The sequence below is a fragment of the Acinetobacter lwoffii genome (genome assembly GCF_049367455.1).
In the GTDB taxonomy this organism is placed as follows: Bacteria; Pseudomonadota; Gammaproteobacteria; order Pseudomonadales; family Moraxellaceae; genus Acinetobacter; species Acinetobacter lwoffii_W.
In genome coordinates this window covers 1662118-1680244 of the sequence record NZ_JBMPXW010000001.1, presented here as the reverse complement: position 1 = coordinate 1680244, position 18127 = coordinate 1662118, and the positions used below count along the sequence as shown (strand labels likewise).

Genomic DNA, 18127 nt, shown 5'->3' with positions numbered 1-18127 from the left:
TCAATGTATCGTTCTGTTCTGTTTGCTTCAGCACTTTCATGCTTCGTTAGTCAGATTTGGTGGGTCTGACAAGACTTGAACTTGTGACCCCACGCTTATCAAGCGTGTGCTCTAACCAACTGAGCTACAGACCCTCAGATACATCGTATGAAGAACAACTTGTTGTGGATTCTTACCAATCGTCAATCTTTCGTTAAGGAGGTGATCCAGCCGCAGGTTCCCCTACGGCTACCTTGTTACGACTTCACCCCAGTCATCTGCCACACCGTGGTAAGCGTCCCCCCTAAGGTTAGACTACCTACTTCTGGTGCAACAAACTCCCATGGTGTGACGGGCGGTGTGTACAAGGCCCGGGAACGTATTCACCGCGGCATTCTGATCCGCGATTACTAGCGATTCCGACTTCACGCAGTCGAGTTGCAGACTGCGATCCGGACTACGATCGGCTTTTTGAGATTAGCATCCACTCGCGTGGTAGCAACCCTTTGTACCGACCATTGTAGCACGTGTGTAGCCCTGGTCGTAAGGGCCATGATGACTTGACGTCGTCCCCGCCTTCCTCCAGTTTGTCACTGGCAGTATCCTTAAAGTTCCCGGCTTAACCCGCTGGCAAATAAGGAAAAGGGTTGCGCTCGTTGCGGGACTTAACCCAACATCTCACGACACGAGCTGACGACAGCCATGCAGCACCTGTATGTAAGTTCCCGAAGGCACCAATCCATCTCTGGAAAGTTCTTACTATGTCAAGACCAGGTAAGGTTCTTCGCGTTGCATCGAATTAAACCACATGCTCCACCGCTTGTGCGGGCCCCCGTCAATTCATTTGAGTTTTAGTCTTGCGACCGTACTCCCCAGGCGGTCTACTTATCGCGTTAGCTGCGCCACTAAAGCCTCAAAGGCCCCAACGGCTAGTAGACATCGTTTACGGCATGGACTACCAGGGTATCTAATCCTGTTTGCTCCCCATGCTTTCGCACCTCAGTGTCAGTATTAGGCCAGATGGCTGCCTTCGCCATCGGTATTCCTCCAGATCTCTACGCATTTCACCGCTACACCTGGAATTCTACCATCCTCTCCCATACTCTAGCCAACCAGTATCGAATGCAATTCCCAAGTTAAGCTCGGGGATTTCACATTTGACTTAATTGGCCACCTACGCGCGCTTTACGCCCAGTAAATCCGATTAACGCTTGCACCCTCTGTATTACCGCGGCTGCTGGCACAGAGTTAGCCGGTGCTTATTCTGCGAGTAACGTCCACTATCCAAGAGTATTAATCTCGGTAGCCTCCTCCTCGCTTAAAGTGCTTTACAACCAAAAGGCCTTCTTCACACACGCGGCATGGCTGGATCAGGGTTCCCCCCATTGTCCAATATTCCCCACTGCTGCCTCCCGTAGGAGTCTGGGCCGTGTCTCAGTCCCAGTGTGGCGGATCATCCTCTCAGACCCGCTACAGATCGTCGCCTTGGTAGGCCTTTACCCCACCAACTAGCTAATCCGACTTAGGCTCATCTATTAGCGCAAGGCCCGAAGGTCCCCTGCTTTCTCCCGTAGGACGTATGCGGTATTAGCATCCCTTTCGAGATGTTGTCCCCCACTAATAGGCAGATTCCTAAGCATTACTCACCCGTCCGCCGCTAGGTAATGTAGCAAGCTACATTACCCCGCTCGACTTGCATGTGTTAAGCCTGCCGCCAGCGTTCAATCTGAGCCATGATCAAACTCTTCAGTTTAAAATCAGTAGCACCTTAAAGGGTGCCAATCTTGGCTCATCAATTTTCTGACAAATATTTCTCAAATAAACTTCGAGTAATTTCTACCATCAATCAATGAAAATAATTTCGATCAATCAACCAGTAAAAATCCACACAAGTTGTTCTTCATAATCTCTTAATGATCTTCTTGTTGGTTCGTCACCAGCAAGCTAGGTCGGCTATATTACTCTCTATCTCTAGAAAGTCAACCAGTAATGAAAACTATTTTTAAACTTTCTTTCTAAAACCCAACTCAATCAATCTTAACTAAGTCACTGTTTTATCAGAAGTTTTAATCTTCATCACCGCCGATGGATGTGCATTCTACAGCATTTCAGAGCCCTTGCAACACTTCTTGCAAAGATTTTTTTTCGTGTGTTTATTTTTCAAACCAATAAAAATATAAGTAATTGTTATATATAGTTAATTTATTTTTATTATTTTTGAATTTTATTGAGCACATCCAACAAAATCCATTCATAAACACAATAAGATATTGTTTTATTTTAATTTAAATTATAAAAATCTTTATTACATGACTTATATCGTTCAATTCACATCTCATTCTTGTTTGATTCTTCATCAATCTGGCGTTTATATATACAAAACTTGTTTTATCCGGTCTTCTTCCAAGATACATAGGCCCAATTTAAATATGGAAAATTTATTGCAACGCTAAAAATTAAAAAGCCATCGCTATTGAGCAATGGCTTTTGGAGTACTGAGCAACAATTAGAATTTCATACTGACACGTGCCCAATAATTTCGGCCAATATTATTGAATTGCTCCTCTGCGGCAAAACCAAAGCCAGCACTACCAGCTTTATTTAGATGCTCGGTATAGGTTTTATCAAGCACGTTATCAATACCGACTGATACATCCACGCCATCCATGATATGGTAGCTACCGTTTAAAGACAAAGTACCAAAGCCTGCGCTCTGCTTATTGTCATAACCAACGATATTACCTTCTCGTTCACTAATACGACTTTGGCCATCTACTACACGCCACAATAATCCAAAATTATATTTGTCTTGAACATAGCGCAAGTTAACACGGGCTTCTAAAGGTGAAATTTGTGGCAACGGCGTATTGTCTGTGGTGTTTTCGCCCCAAGCATACATGGCACTGATATCTGCCTGAATTGCATCAGTAAACTGATAACCAATTCCAACTTCTGCACCGGCAATGGTTACATCGATATTTCTTGAATCCGCACTATTCATTTTTGCTGGCTGCATTTCTCCCATATCATTACCCATAGGATGACCATGCCCAGAGTTTGCAGACTTAGGATAAGTCATCAGAATAAAATCCTGAATCACACCAGCATAAGCTGATACCCAAGAATTAAACGCGCCATGATGATGTTGATAACCCAGATCGAGTTGTAAGGTCTTTTCTGTTTTCAGTTGCTTAAATGTATTTGCAGTTATTCCATGATAATCGGTCTTAAATAATTCCCAATAATCAGGCACACGCTCCACATACCCCAGTCCGATATAGGTTTTACCATCATCATGTTCTGGATGGGTATTTTCAAAACGAATGAAGCCGCTTGGCAAGGTTTCCTGACGGGTTTGTCCAGTTTTTAAGGCATCAATCTCCACTTGATCGACCCGCACACCAGTAGCCAATTTGTTGTTATCACTTAGTTCATGACTTAGCTCAGCAAAAGCTCCATATGACTGGAATTTCATATCTGGAGTGAGCGGCATATTCATGCTTGTGGATGTCATTCCTCCAGCATGCGTATTGCGCTGAGAATCCATCCCGGCAATCAATTGGTTTTGATCCCATTCACTCGTTATCGCCATACGGGTATTTAAAGTACGGCGTGTAACCTGCATTTCAGAGGGTGCTGGCTGCATGTTATGAGTATGCTCATCATGCTTCATCGGCACTGGACGCAGGCTAAAATTATCCATGATGTGGTCGTTATAGTTATAGTTGATCTGTGCCTCAACTTTCTGAATTACATCAGTCAGGTTTTTCTTTTCAACACGTAAACCCAGACTTTCACGGGCAAACTGTGATCCATCCATATCACGACCGGCATAAACTGCTTCACCATCCGCCTTACCACCCGTCAGCTCTACCCAGGTATCTGTATCTGGAGTCCAGCCCAATGCCAGATCCGCATTCCAGCGCTCCCAATCTGAAGGCACAGTGATTCCATCACCATCTTGGTAACTATTCGATACCGAACGATTGGTATTGAGTCGGACATATTTCTGTTCATCGCCTGCTGCGACTTCCACATTATGATCAAGACGTCCGAAAGATCCCATCAAGACACTGGCCTGACCGCGATAGTTTTGATCTTGATCAAACTGTTCCGGTGTACGTTCGAAAATCACCGTTGCCGCAGAGCCAGTATTGGCATATTGCACCGTCTGCGGACCTTTAATGACCGAAATCTGGTCATAGCTTTCCGGGGAAATATAGGAGGTCGGCGAATCCATACGACTTGGGCAAGCCCCCAGGTTTTCCGTGCCATCCGTTAAAATTTTAATTCGTGAACCGAACATGCCGCGAAACGTCACATCACCATTGGTGCCGGCACCACTATTGACCGAACTAAATCCGACAATACTTTGCAAATAATCCGCACCATCACTGGCAGGAATCGGTTGAATCGGCTGTTTAGGGTCGGCGCGGACAATCAGCCCATTGGCATCATTACCTGCTGCTGACGTCACCACAATCGGGGCAAACGTCTGCACCGGCATGGCATTATTGGCCATCACCACCGAAGAATAACAAGCAACACAAATCGCAGCCGCAAGTGGCTGTAAAGAAAATTTAGGCTGAGCCATTTCTCTATCTCACTAAATACATAAATTAGGCACGGCTTGAGTCAATACCAACCCAAGCTGAAAAATGCAGATTTATGCAGGTAGTGGTGGCGCTCGCCCCTGAGGAATTAAGAAGAGTTGCTGAAGGACAAACCAGACATGCTTAAAGGTTTTTTGATAAGCAATTAAACGGACATGAATCCGGTTAAGTACCTGTTTGATGTACAGATCAGGCGGTAAGACTAAATTGGCATGAACCTTACAGTACTGACACTGATGATTGGCATCATGATGATCATGTTGAAGATGATCGGATTGGACAAGGTGGCTATGCTCGCCAGCGCTATGCTGCGCATGGGCATCTGTGGCGATAAAAAGCGCACGCGTGATGGTTTCACAGACCGGAGCAACCTGATATTGCTTCGGTAACAAAGGCTGTAAAAATACAGCAATCTGTAGAAACACAGCTGCAAATGCAAATAGCAGCCCCGCGCGTAAAAACACAGGCTATTCCTAAAACATGCTTATGTCGATTATAACAAAGCCCAATCAGAATTGAGCTTTGCTAGACCATTTAAATAAACTTTAAAATGATCCTAGCGTTTCACTGCCACCTTGTCTTTATTACGCTGGCGGACCAGTTTTTCCACTTTTTCACGTGCACGTTGACGTTTTAATGGCGATAAATAATCGACAAACAATTTGCCATTTAAGTGATCCATTTCATGTTGGATACACACAGCGAGAAGTCCGTCAGCATCGAGCTCAAATGCTTGACCTTCCAGATTAATTGCCTCGATTTTTACGCGTGACGGACGATCAACTTTATCGTATATTTGAGGAACTGATAGACAGCCTTCTTCGTAGGGCTGCGTTTCTTCAGTCAATGGTGTGATTTTGGGGTTAATAAACACCATCGGTTGATCTTTATTTTCAGACAGATCCATAACAATCAGCTGAATATGACGATCCACCTGAGTCGCGGCAAGTCCGATACCTGGTGCTTCATACATGGTTTCAAACATATCCGCAGCGAGCTGACGAATTTCATCAGTCACTTCTTCGACAGGTTGTGCAATGGTACGAAGACGGGGATCCGGGAAACTTAAAATAGGTAATAAGGCCATACTGCGTCCTCAATTATGCCATTGATCAAAAAACCAAATGAAGGGAATGCTTCATCAAAAAAATGTGTGTAAGATCGTTATTATAACGCAACTACGCACATAATTTTAGGAATTATGATAATGAAAAAGGTTTTGAAGGGCATGCCATTTTTTAGTGCCTTGGGGTTTAAAAATCAGATGCTGGCACTTGCCGTCTGTGTTGGCGTCAGTATGGGGACCATTCATTCTGCCGAGGCAGCACCTGCACGCAACGTCAATCCACCGGCATTAAAAGCCAATGCACCGAACGTTTATGTGGTGAAAAAAGGCGATACGCTTTGGGACATCTCGAAACGTTTCCTGAAAAATCCGGTACGTTGGCCGGAAATCTGGGCCAGCAATAAGCACGTGAAAAATCCACACTGGATTTTCCCGGGTGACCGCCTGTTAATGTGCGATTACCAGGGCCGTCCGATTATTGGTAAAGACGAAGGTGATGGTTGTGAAGGTATTATCAGCCGCTATCTTGGCAGTACTTCTCTGCAACCCCAGATTCGGGTTGAATCTTTAAATAATACCATTCCAGTGATTCCGCTTGAGCATATCAAGCAGTGGCTGGAACGCTATACCCTTTTGGCACCTGATTCAGTTCAGGGCACACCCTACATTCTCGGAACTGCAGATCAGCGCGTACTGGCTGGCAAAGGCCAGAAAGTTTATGCACGTGGTCACGGTCTGGTAGTTGGCCAACGCTATGCGGTGTATCGTGAAGCGGAACCGTATGTATTTACGGATGCAAACGGCAAGAAATATACGGCTGCACTGGAGCTGCAACAGGTGGCATCTGGTATTGCAGTTCGTGGCGAAGGTGATGTGACCACACTTGAACTGACAGATAGTTACAATGCTGAAGTACGTCGCGGTGATCGTGTCTTACCTGAATACGATCCAATGTTACCGACTCTGTTCTATCCGACCAATGCAGAAAATATTGCTGCCGGTGGTCAGATTGTGCGTGTATTGGGGTCGATTGGTACAGCAGCACGTCATAGTGTGGTCACCATTGACCGTGGTACGGCACATGGGGTTCAGACGGGTCATGTCTTTAGTGTGAATCAAAAAGGTGAAGTCGTGACTGATCCTAAAACTAAAGAACGTGTGCAATTGCCGGGTGAGCGCATTGGACAAGTGATGGTATTTAAAACCTTCGATCAATTAAGCTATGCCTATGTGCTGGAGAGCGAATTACCAATCAAGGTTGGTGCAGGAATTCAAGCACCTCTTTTAGATGAATAAATATTTGTCTAAATAAAAAAAACTTAATAATAAGAAGACAACCCTATAGGTCTCAATATGCTGAACCCGTTATCGCGCGCGCAACTGGAAACAATTACGTTATGGTATCTGGTTCAGCATTCTCTTTCGAGTTTCCATAAAATCAGTCAACATTATGCCGAACTGGCGCATGCCCTTCAGCCGGATCAAGTACCCGTCTGGCAAGCACTCGGCCTTCATGCCAATCATGTGCAGCGCTTAAAAGAGTTTTACCTCCCAGAAGCGCAGCAAAAATTTCAGCGATGTCTGCAGCAGATCCAGCAGGATAGCGATTTTATTTTGCTGCACAGCGATCCGCATTATCCTCAGCAGTTGCATCCTTATGCAGATAAACCACCGATCATTTTTGGTCAGGGTAGATCCGATACCCTGCTTCAGGCACAGATTGCCATTGTGGGCAGCCGCAAACCCAGTCCACACGGCCGGCAAGTAGCTTATGACTTTGCTTTTTATTTGAGTGAACAGGGTTTCTATATCAATAGCGGTCTGGCACATGGTATTGATGAAGCAGCGCATCGAGCTGCGCTACAGCATCAAGGGACGATTGCGGTAATGGCCACCGGACTGGATCAAACCTATCCAGCACAACATCAGTCACTGCGCCAGCAAATCATTGAGCATGGTGGTGCCGTCATCAGTGAGTTTCTACCAGATACGCTTCCTTTGCAGCACCATTTCCCACGGCGCAACCGAATAGTCAGTGGTTTAAGTCTAGGTGTGATTGTGGCAGAGGCTGCATTAAAAAGTGGTTCTCTGATTACAGCTAAACTGGCGGCTGAGCAAGGCAAAACCGTGTTTGCCATTCCGGGACATATTTACAGCGAGCATCATCAGGGCTGTCACCAACTGATTCGTGAGGGTGCGATTCTGATTGATCACCCTCAGCAGGTCATCGAAGAACTGGCGCTGGCCACGCAATGGCAAGCTTTGGAAAACACCACCAAAACGAAAGTTACTGAAGCAACATCACAGCAAATTCCACCGCATCTGCTCAGTCTGTATAATCAGCTGGACTGGGTGGGACAGAGTTTGGATCAACTGGGAACGCAGGTTCAGCAAGAGGTATCTGCTTTGACCAGCCAACTGATGGAACTGGAGTTACTCGGTTTTTGTACCCAGCAAGCCGGCCTCTATCTACGTTGTCGGATTCTCAAATAAGGTTCACAATAGCGCTTTGTTGTTTGATATAAGGTATCCACATGATCACAACCTCTGTTGCCGAAGCAGCAGCATGGCTTAAAGACGGACAAGTCTTGGCATATCCCACAGAGGCTGTTTGGGGCTTGGGTTGCGACCCCTATAATGAACAGGCATTTCATCAGATTTTAAAATTGAAACAGCGCCCGATTGAAAAAGGCGTGATTCTGCTGGCAGCTCATCTTTCACAGGTAGAACATCTGTTGCAGGATTTAACCGAAGAAATGCGTGAAAAAGTGATTGAATCCTGGAACCATGACAGACCTGCTGATCGCGCGACCACTTGGCTACTTCCTGCAAATAAAGACATTCCTGACTGGATTAAAGGTCATCATCCTAAAGTAGCCGTCCGCGTAACCACTCACCCACTCTGTGTCGCATTGTGTCAGGCTTTTGGCGGTTTTATCGTTTCGACTAGTGCCAACCCTGCGGGACTGGAACCTGCCCGCTCACTGCAGGATGCGATCCGCTATTTTGACCAGAACCTGAATTATCTGAATGGTGACCTCGGTTTAAGTCAGCAACCAAGCCGGATCATTGATGCAGTGACTGGCGTAGTTATTCGTGACTGAGTCCTGTCGGATTTAGTCGGGACACTCAAGCCCGACTAAAGTTTTAAGACAAAAAAAAGCTCAGCCATATAGGGATGGCTGAGCATAAAAAAGGATGTGCATAAATCACATCCAGAGGGTTCAGAAAATCTCTGGGAGTCTGATAAAACAAGGATTTTCTTGCTTGATCATTCTCGATGGGCGCATTATGAAAGAAACTGAATGCGACGACAAGTACAATAAAACAATCAAATAATACATATTTTCTATTAATAGCAAACAATTTTTGAGCAATATTCAAAATATCTTGCTCTTTCTATTCTCTTTTTAAAATAAAACGATATTTTTCTATTTGTTTTAACATTTGAAAATTAGCATTTAAAAGGGGATTTCAATTAAAAAAGTTTTGATCAACCGCTCAATATTTAATCAGACAAAATTCTTAATTAGCTCTTTTAATTCCTGATTAAGCGGATCTTCCGGGATATTGAGCCCAGAGGATTCCAAGTAAAATGATGCCACCGCCGATACTGTGATACATGGTCCACGCTTCACCCAGCCACAAATATGCGACTACTGCAGTAAAAACCGGCATCAGATTCATAAAAATACTGCTGCGATTGGGACCAAGTTGCTGCACAGCCATCATCCAGAATAACGGCGCGGCAATGGATGGGAAAATTCCGGCATAGATAATGCTGGCTGCATTAGCATGATTGATGCTGTCCAGACCTAAAATCAATACCAAAGGAATATGATAGAGAAAGGCCATAAAAATCTGAATATACAGGCTCACTAAGAGTGGAATCTGAATCTGCCATTTTTTCAGAAACACGCCATAACAGGCATAGAAAAATACTGCGATCAACATCAACAGATCGCCAATATAGCTTTCACCTACGCTTAAGAACTGCAGACCCTGCCCTTGCGCCATGACATACATCAAGCCAATAAAGGACAGAAGACTCCCTAGCACTGCAGCCTGTGTCGGGCGAATCTTTAAAACAAAAATACCCACGATAATGGTAAAAATTGGAATAAAGGCATTGATCAGGCCCATATTGGTCGCAGTAGTGTAGTGTGCCGAGCTATAGGCCAGTCCCTGATACAGCACCATTCCCAGCGCACTCAAAACAGCAAAATGTCCGAGATATGGACGAATTTCCGGCCAGGCGGCTTTGACTTTGGACAACATGAATGGAGTTAAAATCAGTAAGGCCAAGGCCCAGCGGTAGAAACTAATACTGATGGGAGAAATATAATCTGCCACATAACGGGTAACCGTCATATTCAGAGACCAAATCAAAACTGCGGCCAGTGGTAAGGCCATGGCCCACCAGACTACCTTTTGTTGCTGTGTCATACTTTCATCCATGAGTCGCTGGTCTTGTTATTAAGCTATGCCTATTCGCGCATCCTAGCATAATAGATTTTTCACATAATATTGAGGCAATTTGCAGCTTTAAGTAACTGAGCTCACCTGTTTCTACTTGTGCTGAAAGCGAATACCCGTTAAAACAAATACCGTTCAGTCGCAATAAACAGGAAATCTAATGACTCGCTCTGTATATGACATTCCAGTCAAAACTATTGAAGGAACAGAAACCACTTTAAACCATTACCAGGGTAAGGTTTTGCTGGTGGTTAACGTCGCATCTAAATGTGGCTTGACGCCGCAATATGAAGGCTTACAAAAACTGTATCAGGACAAAAAAGCGGAAGGTTTGGAAATTCTTGGCTTCCCTGCCAATAACTTTTTGGAACAGGAACCGGGTAGCGAAGCCGAGATTCAGGAATTCTGTTCAGTGAATTATAAAGTCGACTTCCCGCTATTTGCTAAAATCTCTGTCGCGGGTGAAGACAAGCATCCTTTATATACCACCCTTACGCAGGCTGTACCGGAACGTATCGGTGAAGGTCCTTGGTGGAAAGATCTGGTCGATTATGGCCTAACCCCAAACCAGCCACCAGAAGTACTCTGGAACTTTGAAAAATTCCTGATCAATAAAAATGGTGAAGTAGTGGCGCGTTTTGCACCAGACATCACTGCGGATGATCCACGGATTGTCGATGCAGTGAATGCAGAACTTGCAAAATAATTCTCGATTATTCTCATAAGCATCAAGCTTGAAATAAGTATCTATTTTCTTGGTAGATACTTATTTTTTTCAAAACTGCTATTTAGCTAAATTGAGATTCACCGGACATATCTTTAAAGTAATTGCAGGCTAAAAAAGCCAATTCGGTGAGAACAAAGTACTTCTTTACCAGCTTTTAATAAACTTTTTCCTGTTTTTAAATAATGAAATATTCGGAACCCAGAAGAATTGTTATGAGTTTGCAACAATCTTTTTTATCTCCATAGTTTGTCCTTATATTAGATACTATTAAAATTCCATCACCTGTATCGAGACCCTGATTCCATGTCCAAGATTCTTGCCAATGCTGTCCTTCCTTTCGTATTATTTAGCTCTGGAATTTTACTGATGGGCTGTGATCAGGCTGTCGAAGCACCGGCTGAACAGGCAGATACCACGACCTCAGATCTGGAACCAGCCTCTCAGCAACAGAGCTCAACAGCGCAAACCGAGCTTAAATCGGGCAATATGTTTTATATGGTTCGTGATGTAGCCGACTTGCAGCTCAAGGCCGGCAGTTATGTCGAACAGTTAAAACAAACCCAGACTGAACTGCAAACGGCGGTCGAAGCCAAAGATACCCAGCAATTGCAGTCCACCGCAACCCAGCTTCAACAGCAACTCAGCAGTTTTAATCAGGTGCTGGGCAACCTGAACTTGAAAAGCCAAGAAATTGACCAGATTCGTGACAACATCATGACTGCCAATCAGCAGGTTCTGGCTTCTCCTCTTTTAAACGGCCAGGTAGATTTCAGCCAAGTGAACTTGAAAAAGATTGAATCGCAGATGGTCAATGTGCAATCCGAAATGGTCAAACTGGCAGGCTTGCTGATCCAGAATCCAGATCAGGAATCAGAGAGCAATACTGATCAGGACAATACTTAAAATACCTAAAAATCTCATTTTGAGGCGATTGATCGAAACACATCTTCTTCAATCGCCTTGCAGGCTATACACTGTTATGAATTATAAAAATTATATTTAGATCAGGAATTTTCATCTAATCAGATCATCAGGAGTTCAATCATGTCGAATTCAGTGCTGTATTCTGTAGTTCCTGTCACATCCCGGCTTGATCTGAAAGATCCTTTTATTTTTACCGTTCATCATCAAGATCATTATCCGCAAGGCAATGCAGAATTAGGACCTGTTTCCCCTCCGCAACAGCATGAATATGACATGTATTATGGCGAGAGCATTCCCGGCTTTCCGGAGCATCCGCATACTGGCTTTGAAACCATTACCATTGTCGAGCGCGGTTATGTCGATCATTTTGACTCGCTGGGAAACTCGGGACGTTATGGCGCGGGTGATGTGCAATGGCTGACTACCGGCAATGGGGTACAGCATTGCGAGATGTTTCCTTTAGTCCATCAGGATCAGGACAATCCTCTGGAGCTGTTTCAAATCTGGCTGAATTCCTCACCGGAACAGAAAAAACAGCCAGCTGATTATAAAATGTTGTGGCGTGAACAAATTCCACATGTATTTTCAGCCGATGCGGCCGGACGTAAAGCGGATATCCGGGTCATTTCAGGGCAGTTTAAACAGACTCAGGCACTGGATCGGCCACCACATTCATGGGCAGCCATGCCAGAGAATCAGCTCAATATTTATTTAATCACTTTAAAGCCAGAAGCAGAATTAATCATTCCTGCAACCACTGCTACTGCAACGCGTTTTTGTTATTTTTATCAAGGTAGAAGCTTGGAGCTTGAAGGACAGAAAATACAGGTCAAGCATCTGGTAGAACTGAAACCAGATCAGGACATTCACCTCAAAGGCAGTTTACTGGAATCGCATATTTTATGGCTAGAAGGTGAACCGATCGGTGCACCGGTGGCTATGCATGGGCCTTTTGTTCTGAATAGTGCTCAAGAACTGGATACTGCTTTTCGCCGTTATCGCGAAACCCAGTTTGGTGGCTGGCCTTGGCCAAGTGCTGAACCGTCATTTCCACCAGAACATCCGCGCTTTGCCAGTTATGAAGGCGGCAAATGTGAAGAATATCCAGACAAATAAGCCACTGAATAGTGGCTTATTTGATATCGGATCAGCTCATATTATTTTTTCGGGCTTTTGACGACGACCAGTTTCTTCTGCACAAACTCTCTAAAACCATCAATCGACAGTTCATGCCCATAACCGGAATTTTTGATTCCACCAAATGGCAATTCGGGCGTGGTGTCAGTAAACCAGTTGATCCAGATCATGCCAGTTTCTACCCGTGACGCCAGTTTTTTAGCGCGCTCGATATCCTGTGAATGAATCACGCCACCTAAGCCATAATTAGAATCATTGGCAATTTCGACAATTTCATCATCATCCTTCGCCACATAGATTTGTGCCACCGGGCCAAAGAATTCTTCATACCAGGTTTCATTTTCACGCGTGATATTTTCCAGAATAGTTGGCGCATAGAAATTGCCTTGATGTTCTACAGCCTTACCGCCAGTAACTACGGTCGCACCTTGCGCTACGGCCTTTTCGACCTGCTCGCTGAGTTTTTCCAGCGCATCTTTTGAAGACAGCGGTCCTAAAGTGGTTTCAGGATCGAGCGGATCACCCAGTTTTAACTGTTCAAAAGCTTTCAGCATGCCGGCCTTGAATTGTTCGGCAATTTTTTCATGCAAGATAAATCGCTTCGCCGCCGTACATACCTGCCCGGCATTATTGACACGCGCCTGACAGCCTAACTTGATCGCGCGTTCCAGATCTGCATCATCGAGTACGATAAATACATCATTACCGCCCAGTTCCAGCGTTGATTTTTTAAGATGTTTTCCGGCCTGTTCAGCGACTGCACTGCCCGCACCTTCTGAACCTGTCAGTGCTACACCCCGCACACGCTTGTCTGCAATTACTTCAGCGACCTGATCACTGCTGATAAACAGATTGGTCCAGACACCTTTGGGTGCGCCTGTATCCAAGACCAGTTGCTCAAAGGCTTCGGCACATTGCGGCACAATGCCGGCATGTTTTGCCAGAACCGGATTACCAATCGCACAGTTCGGCGCAAAGACACGCATCAGTTGATAAAACGGGAAATTCCACGGTTCAACCGCCATGATAATACCCAGTGGATGATGCTCAACCCAGGCTTCTCCCAGTTCCGTTTCATAGGACACCGGTGCTAAAAATTCTTTGGCATGATCCGCATAATATTCTGCAATTTTGGCGCAGGTTTCGATTTCACCTTCACTCTGCTTGATCAGTTTCCCCATATCCAGCGTCATGAGCTTGGCCAGTTCAGATTTTTGCTCTCGCATATTGCTGGCCAATTTGCGCAGTACTTCAATACGAGTATCGACCTGTTGTGACCAGTCTGACTTTAGGATTTGTTCTGCTGCATCAAGTGCATTTTGAATATCTTGATCACTATGGGATGGGTAGTCTTTCAATTTTTGATTGGTAAATGGATTAATAGATTGATAAGCCATGATTTTCCCTTTTTCAATTATAAGTTTCGCCTGTTCTGAACCCAGTCAAATGAAGTTATAACAAGCAAGTATCTGTTCGAATTATTTAACTTATCATTGATTTTTTTATGGTGTATGTTTGCTTACAGATTGGTTCAAAATATTACTGAGAAAGGGTAAAAGTTATATCGAGCGGTACAACAATAAGGTATGATCTGATACTATAAATAAAAGGATAACCTTCCTAAGGTATGTATTTAAGCGATATATAAGATACTTAAAGTGGCAAGCTTAGATGCAGATTTTAATAAGATTTTTAAGTATAAATATTAAGAAATGGGGAATTTGCGATTTATTGTTTATATAATCGCAAATTCATTTTTTAAAACTTATGATTTTGAAAGTTGAATCGAAGGCTTAGAGCAGTTTCCACCTATTGCTAAACTATATTTTTCAATCGCTTGCTTACCTTCAGCTTCATCAACCGCTTTTACGTTTGCACCACCAACGAATACACCTGGTTTAATATACTGCTGAATATAATAATTTTTCCCGCTCTCTGTAGATAGATTCAGATGATTAGGCGAAAACTCTGACTCAGTGGAAACAGTGTGCGTTTTACCTCCTTCTACCTCTTTATAAAAATATACACCACGAGCAGTTTCACCTAAGCATTCACCATTAATCCAAATATCTTTTTTAAGTGCTGCACCTACAACATTCTTCGAGCGGTACACATAGATTCCTGCTTGACCTACTTGTGGTGCTTGTACAGTTTTTTGTTGTTCTACTGCTTGTAGATTTGCTTTCGGAACCGATGCACAACCAACAAAGCCTATTGACAATAAAAACGGTAAAATTACTTTATTTGACACCCCGGAATCCCCTTATTTATTTTTAAGAAACCGAAATATAACAAAAATATAAATTATTTCCTAATAAAGGATATTAATTTTTACGCATAAAAAAACCACCCTTTCGGGTGGTTTTTTCAATCTCAAACCGTCTCTTACTGAGCGCGGTTTTTGATTTTGCGGATCGTTTCCAGCTGAGCAGCAGTTTCTGCAAGAGCAGCCAAAGCAGCAGCAGCGTCCAAATCGCCCTTTTGATTTGCTAGCAATTGTTCAGCGTGTTTACGCGCTTCAATAATTGCAGCTTCATCTAAGTTTTCTGCACGGACTGCAGTATCTGCAAGAACCGTAACAACATGCGGTTGAACTTCTAGAACACCACCAGATACATAGATCAACTCTTCTGTACCGTTTTCCAAAATAACGCGGATCGCGCCAGGTTGGAGCAAAGTTACCAGCGGAGCATGACCAGGCATAATACCTAACTCACCGCCAGCACCTTTAGCAATTAGCATCGTTACAGTGCCTGAGTACAAAGACTCTTGAACACTTACAACGTCACATTGCATAGTCGCCATGAGAATCTCCTAAATTAGGGAACTAATTAAAGTTTCTCAGCTTTAGCAATCACTTCGTCAATACCACCAACCATGTAGAACGCTTGTTCTGGGATGTGATCGTATTCACCAGCTAGAAGACCTTTAAAGCCACGAATCGTTTCTTTAAGAGATACTAATTTACCAGGAGCACCAGTAAATACTTCAGCTACGTGGAACGGTTGAGAGAAGAAACGCTGGATTTTACGCGCACGGTAAACAACCAGTTTATCTTCTTCAGCAAGCTCGTCCATACCAAGAATCGCGATGATGTCTTTAAGCTCTTTATAACGTTGCAATACGTTCTGTACAGAACGTGCAATTTCATAATGCTCTTGACCAACAACTAACGGATCTAATTGGCGTGAAGTTGAGTCTAGTGGATCGATCGCTGGGTAAATACCAGAAGATGCGATGTCACGGCTCAATACTACAGTTGCGTCCAAGTGAGCAAACGTTGTAGCAGGCGATGGATCTGTTAAGTCATCGGCAGGTACGTATACCGCTTGGATTGACGTAATAGAACCAGACTTAGTCGATGTAATACGTTCTTGAAGAACACCCATCTCTTCTGCAAGTGTAGGCTGGTAACCTACTGCAGATGGCATACGACCTAGAAGTGCTGATACTTCAGTACCCGCTAGTGTATAACGATAGATGTTATCTACGAACAATAGTACGTCACGGCCTTTACCGTTTTCGTCTTTCTCGTCACGGAAATATTCAGCCATAGTAAGACCAGTCAACGCTACGCGTAAACGGTTACCCGGTGGCTCGTTCATCTGACCGTAGACCATTGCTACTTTGTCTAGAACGTTAGAATCTTTCATTTCGTGATAGAAGTCGTTACCTTCACGAGTACGCTCACCAACACCAGCAAACACAGATAAACCTGAGTGAGCTTTCGCGATGTTGTTGATCAACTCCATCATGTTTACGGTTTTACCAACACCGGCACCACCGAACAGACCAACTTTACCGCCTTTCGCGAACGGGCAAAGTAAGTCAATGACTTTAATACCAGTTTCTAAAAGGTCAGTAGAAGCCGCTTGTTCTGCATAAGAAGGCGCTTGACGGTGAATTGGTAAACGCGCTTCAGTCGCAACAGGACCAGCTTCGTCGATCGGGCGACCAAGAACGTCCATGATACGGCCTAGAGTCGCTGTACCTACTGGTACAGAAATCGGCGCGTTAGTGTTAGTTACGTTCAAACCACGCTTAAGGCCTTCAGTAGAACCCATTGCAATAGTACGAACTACGCCATCACCAAGCTGTTGCTGAACTTCTAAAGTAGTTTCAGTACCATCTACTTGGAGAGCGTCATAGATCTTAGGAACGCTGTTGCGTTCAAACTCGACGTCGATAACCGCGCCGATGATCTGAATGATACGACCGCTATTCATTGCTGTCTCCTCAATTCAAAATAATGTTAAACGGCAGCGGCACCACCAACGATCTCAGAAATTTCCTGAGTAATCGCGGCTTGACGCAGCTTGTTATAAATAAGTTGCAGGCTCTTAATGATCTCGCCTGCGTTGTCTGTCGCTGCTTTCATAGCGACCATACGTGCAGACTGCTCACATGCGATGTTTTCAATCACACCTTGATACACCACAGACTCGATATAGCGAACCAACAAGCCATTTAAAAGCTCTTCAGCTTCAGGCTCGTAGATGTAATCCCAACCGTATTGACGGTTCAGATTCTTGTCTTCTTCAGCAGCAGCCAAAGGAACAAGTTGTTCGATTTTTTGATTTTGAGTCATGGCATTGACAAAGCCGTTTGACACTAGATAAATACGATCTAACTCGCCTTTATCATAAGCGTCCAACATCACCTGTACAGAACCAGATAACTGCTCAAGACTTGGAGCATCGCCGACTTGCGTCGTCGCACCAAGCACTTTACCGCCGTAGTTTTTAAAAAACGAAACCGCTTTTTGACCAATTAAAGCAAATTGAACTTCAATTGACTGCTCTTGTTGCTGTTGAACGTGTTTAACCACTTTCTTGAACAGGTTAATGTTCAAACCACCAGCAAGGCCACGATCTGAAGACACAATGATATAGCCAACGCGCTTAACCGGGCGTTCAACCATATAACGGTGTTTGTATTCAGGATTCGCTTGGACCAAATGAGCAATTACACGGTGCATATTTTCGGCATACGGACGGCCTTGAGCCATGCGCTCTTGCGCACGACGCATCTTAGAAGCTGCTACCATTTGCATCGCTCGAGTAATCTTCTGCGTGCTCTTGATACTAGCTACTTTGGCGCGAATTTCTTTTAAATTTGCCATACGCTTAACCTAGTATTCGAAAGCCCTTGCGAGCTTCCGAAGGTTGATTCCGTGAACCAAACCGACACTAAATTCAACAGAGG

The 18127-nt window shown here is 44.2% G+C and carries 15 protein-coding genes, 1 tRNA gene and 1 rRNA gene; 6 read left to right on the top strand and 11 right to left on the bottom strand.

Going from position 1 to position 18127, the window contains the following annotated elements:
- Window positions 1-57 precede the first annotated feature (57 nt).
- From ACO1B7_RS07935 to def, 5 genes are all read right to left on the bottom strand, one after another.
- Window positions 58-134 (bottom strand) — tRNA-Ile (locus tag ACO1B7_RS07935).
- Between the two features lie 60 nt (window positions 135-194).
- Window positions 195-1732, bottom strand: a 16S ribosomal RNA gene (locus tag ACO1B7_RS07930).
- Between the two features lie 753 nt (window positions 1733-2485).
- Complete coding sequence (locus ACO1B7_RS07925) at window positions 2486-4573, bottom strand: TonB-dependent copper receptor (protein ID WP_423090020.1); 2088 nt, start codon at window positions 4571-4573, stop codon at window positions 2486-2488.
- Between the two features lie 72 nt (window positions 4574-4645).
- A complete protein-coding gene (locus ACO1B7_RS07920; RefSeq protein WP_423090019.1) occupies window positions 4646-5056 on the bottom strand; it encodes a DUF2946 family protein in 411 nt (136 codons plus the stop codon).
- Window positions 5057-5148: 92 nt separating this feature from the next.
- On the bottom strand, window positions 5149-5679 hold the full coding sequence (gene def / locus ACO1B7_RS07915; protein ID WP_004644875.1) for a peptide deformylase: 531 nt from the start codon (window positions 5677-5679) through the stop codon (window positions 5149-5151).
- Window positions 5680-5799: 120 nt separating this feature from the next.
- Here def and ACO1B7_RS07910 point away from each other — a divergent pair, with 120 nt between their 5' ends.
- The 3 genes from ACO1B7_RS07910 to tsaC are packed head-to-tail and all read left to right on the top strand — an operon-like array spanning window position 5800 to window position 8762.
- On the top strand, window positions 5800-6954 hold the full coding sequence (locus tag ACO1B7_RS07910) for a LysM peptidoglycan-binding domain-containing protein (RefSeq protein WP_423090018.1): 1155 nt from the start codon (window positions 5800-5802) through the stop codon (window positions 6952-6954).
- A gap of 57 nt (window positions 6955-7011) precedes the next feature.
- Window positions 7012-8151, top strand: coding sequence for a DNA-processing protein DprA (gene dprA, locus ACO1B7_RS07905; protein WP_423090017.1), 1140 nt, complete (start codon window positions 7012-7014; stop codon window positions 8149-8151).
- 41 nt (window positions 8152-8192) lie between these two features.
- Window positions 8193-8762, top strand: a complete 570-nt coding sequence (gene tsaC, locus ACO1B7_RS07900; protein WP_423090016.1) for an L-threonylcarbamoyladenylate synthase type 1 TsaC — start codon at window positions 8193-8195, stop codon at window positions 8760-8762.
- Window positions 8763-9207: 445 nt separating this feature from the next.
- Here the strand turns inward: tsaC and ACO1B7_RS07895 are convergent, their stop codons facing one another.
- Window positions 9208-10104 carry a DMT family transporter gene (locus ACO1B7_RS07895; protein ID WP_423090015.1) on the bottom strand — a complete coding sequence of 299 codons (897 nt, stop codon included), beginning with the start codon at window positions 10102-10104 and terminating at the stop codon, window positions 9208-9210.
- A gap of 190 nt (window positions 10105-10294) precedes the next feature.
- Here ACO1B7_RS07895 and ACO1B7_RS07890 point away from each other — a divergent pair, with 190 nt between their 5' ends.
- From ACO1B7_RS07890 to ACO1B7_RS07880, 3 genes are all read left to right on the top strand, one after another.
- Entirely contained in the window at window positions 10295-10840 is a 546-nt protein-coding gene (locus ACO1B7_RS07890; RefSeq protein ID WP_153567111.1) for a glutathione peroxidase, read from the top strand.
- Window positions 10841-11164: 324 nt separating this feature from the next.
- Window positions 11165-11764: a hypothetical protein gene (locus ACO1B7_RS07885; protein ID WP_423090014.1), complete on the top strand. Its 600-nt coding sequence runs from the start codon at window positions 11165-11167 to the stop codon at window positions 11762-11764.
- A 141-nt stretch (window positions 11765-11905) separates the two neighbouring features.
- A complete protein-coding gene (locus ACO1B7_RS07880; protein WP_153567112.1) occupies window positions 11906-12901 on the top strand; it encodes a pirin family protein in 996 nt (331 codons plus the stop codon).
- A 41-nt stretch (window positions 12902-12942) separates the two neighbouring features.
- Here ACO1B7_RS07880 and ACO1B7_RS07875 read toward each other — a convergent pair whose 3' ends face one another.
- The 5 genes from ACO1B7_RS07875 to atpG form a co-directional block, all read right to left on the bottom strand.
- Window positions 12943-14319 carry an NAD-dependent succinate-semialdehyde dehydrogenase gene (locus tag ACO1B7_RS07875; RefSeq protein ID WP_423090013.1) on the bottom strand — a complete coding sequence of 459 codons (1377 nt, stop codon included), beginning with the start codon at window positions 14317-14319 and terminating at the stop codon, window positions 12943-12945.
- A gap of 368 nt (window positions 14320-14687) precedes the next feature.
- Window positions 14688-15173 (bottom strand): DUF2846 domain-containing protein, encoded by a 486-nt coding sequence (locus tag ACO1B7_RS07870; protein WP_180072504.1) that lies wholly within the window; start codon window positions 15171-15173, stop codon window positions 14688-14690.
- Between the two features lie 134 nt (window positions 15174-15307).
- Window positions 15308-15727 (bottom strand): F0F1 ATP synthase subunit epsilon, encoded by a 420-nt coding sequence (locus tag ACO1B7_RS07865; RefSeq protein WP_064096955.1) that lies wholly within the window; start codon window positions 15725-15727, stop codon window positions 15308-15310.
- Between the two features lie 26 nt (window positions 15728-15753).
- Window positions 15754-17148, bottom strand: a complete 1395-nt coding sequence (gene atpD, locus ACO1B7_RS07860; protein ID WP_004644863.1) for a F0F1 ATP synthase subunit beta — start codon at window positions 17146-17148, stop codon at window positions 15754-15756.
- Between the two features lie 26 nt (window positions 17149-17174).
- On the bottom strand, window positions 17175-18044 hold the full coding sequence (gene atpG, locus ACO1B7_RS07855; protein ID WP_004644862.1) for a F0F1 ATP synthase subunit gamma: 870 nt from the start codon (window positions 18042-18044) through the stop codon (window positions 17175-17177).
- Between the last annotated feature and the right edge of the window lie 83 nt (window positions 18045-18127).

Coding starts and splice junctions, on each gene's coding strand:
- ACO1B7_RS07925 (WP_423090020.1), bottom strand. CDS start 4,573: ATGGCTCAGCCTAAATTTTCTTTACAGCCACTTGCGGCTGCGATTTGT.
- def (WP_004644875.1), bottom strand. CDS start 5,679: ATGGCCTTATTACCTATTTTAAGTTTCCCGGATCCCCGTCTTCGTACC.
- ACO1B7_RS07910 (WP_423090018.1), top strand. CDS start 5,800: ATGAAAAAGGTTTTGAAGGGCATGCCATTTTTTAGTGCCTTGGGGTTT.
- dprA (WP_423090017.1), top strand. CDS start 7,012: ATGCTGAACCCGTTATCGCGCGCGCAACTGGAAACAATTACGTTATGG.
- tsaC (WP_423090016.1), top strand. CDS start 8,193: ATGATCACAACCTCTGTTGCCGAAGCAGCAGCATGGCTTAAAGACGGA.
- ACO1B7_RS07895 (WP_423090015.1), bottom strand. CDS start 10,104: ATGACACAGCAACAAAAGGTAGTCTGGTGGGCCATGGCCTTACCACTG.
- ACO1B7_RS07890 (WP_153567111.1), top strand. CDS start 10,295: ATGACTCGCTCTGTATATGACATTCCAGTCAAAACTATTGAAGGAACA.
- ACO1B7_RS07885 (WP_423090014.1), top strand. CDS start 11,165: ATGTCCAAGATTCTTGCCAATGCTGTCCTTCCTTTCGTATTATTTAGC.
- ACO1B7_RS07880 (WP_153567112.1), top strand. CDS start 11,906: ATGTCGAATTCAGTGCTGTATTCTGTAGTTCCTGTCACATCCCGGCTT.
- ACO1B7_RS07875 (WP_423090013.1), bottom strand. CDS start 14,319: ATGGCTTATCAATCTATTAATCCATTTACCAATCAAAAATTGAAAGAC.
- ACO1B7_RS07865 (WP_064096955.1), bottom strand. CDS start 15,727: ATGGCGACTATGCAATGTGACGTTGTAAGTGTTCAAGAGTCTTTGTAC.
- atpD (WP_004644863.1), bottom strand. CDS start 17,148: ATGAATAGCGGTCGTATCATTCAGATCATCGGCGCGGTTATCGACGTC.
- atpG (WP_004644862.1), bottom strand. CDS start 18,044: ATGGCAAATTTAAAAGAAATTCGCGCCAAAGTAGCTAGTATCAAGAGC.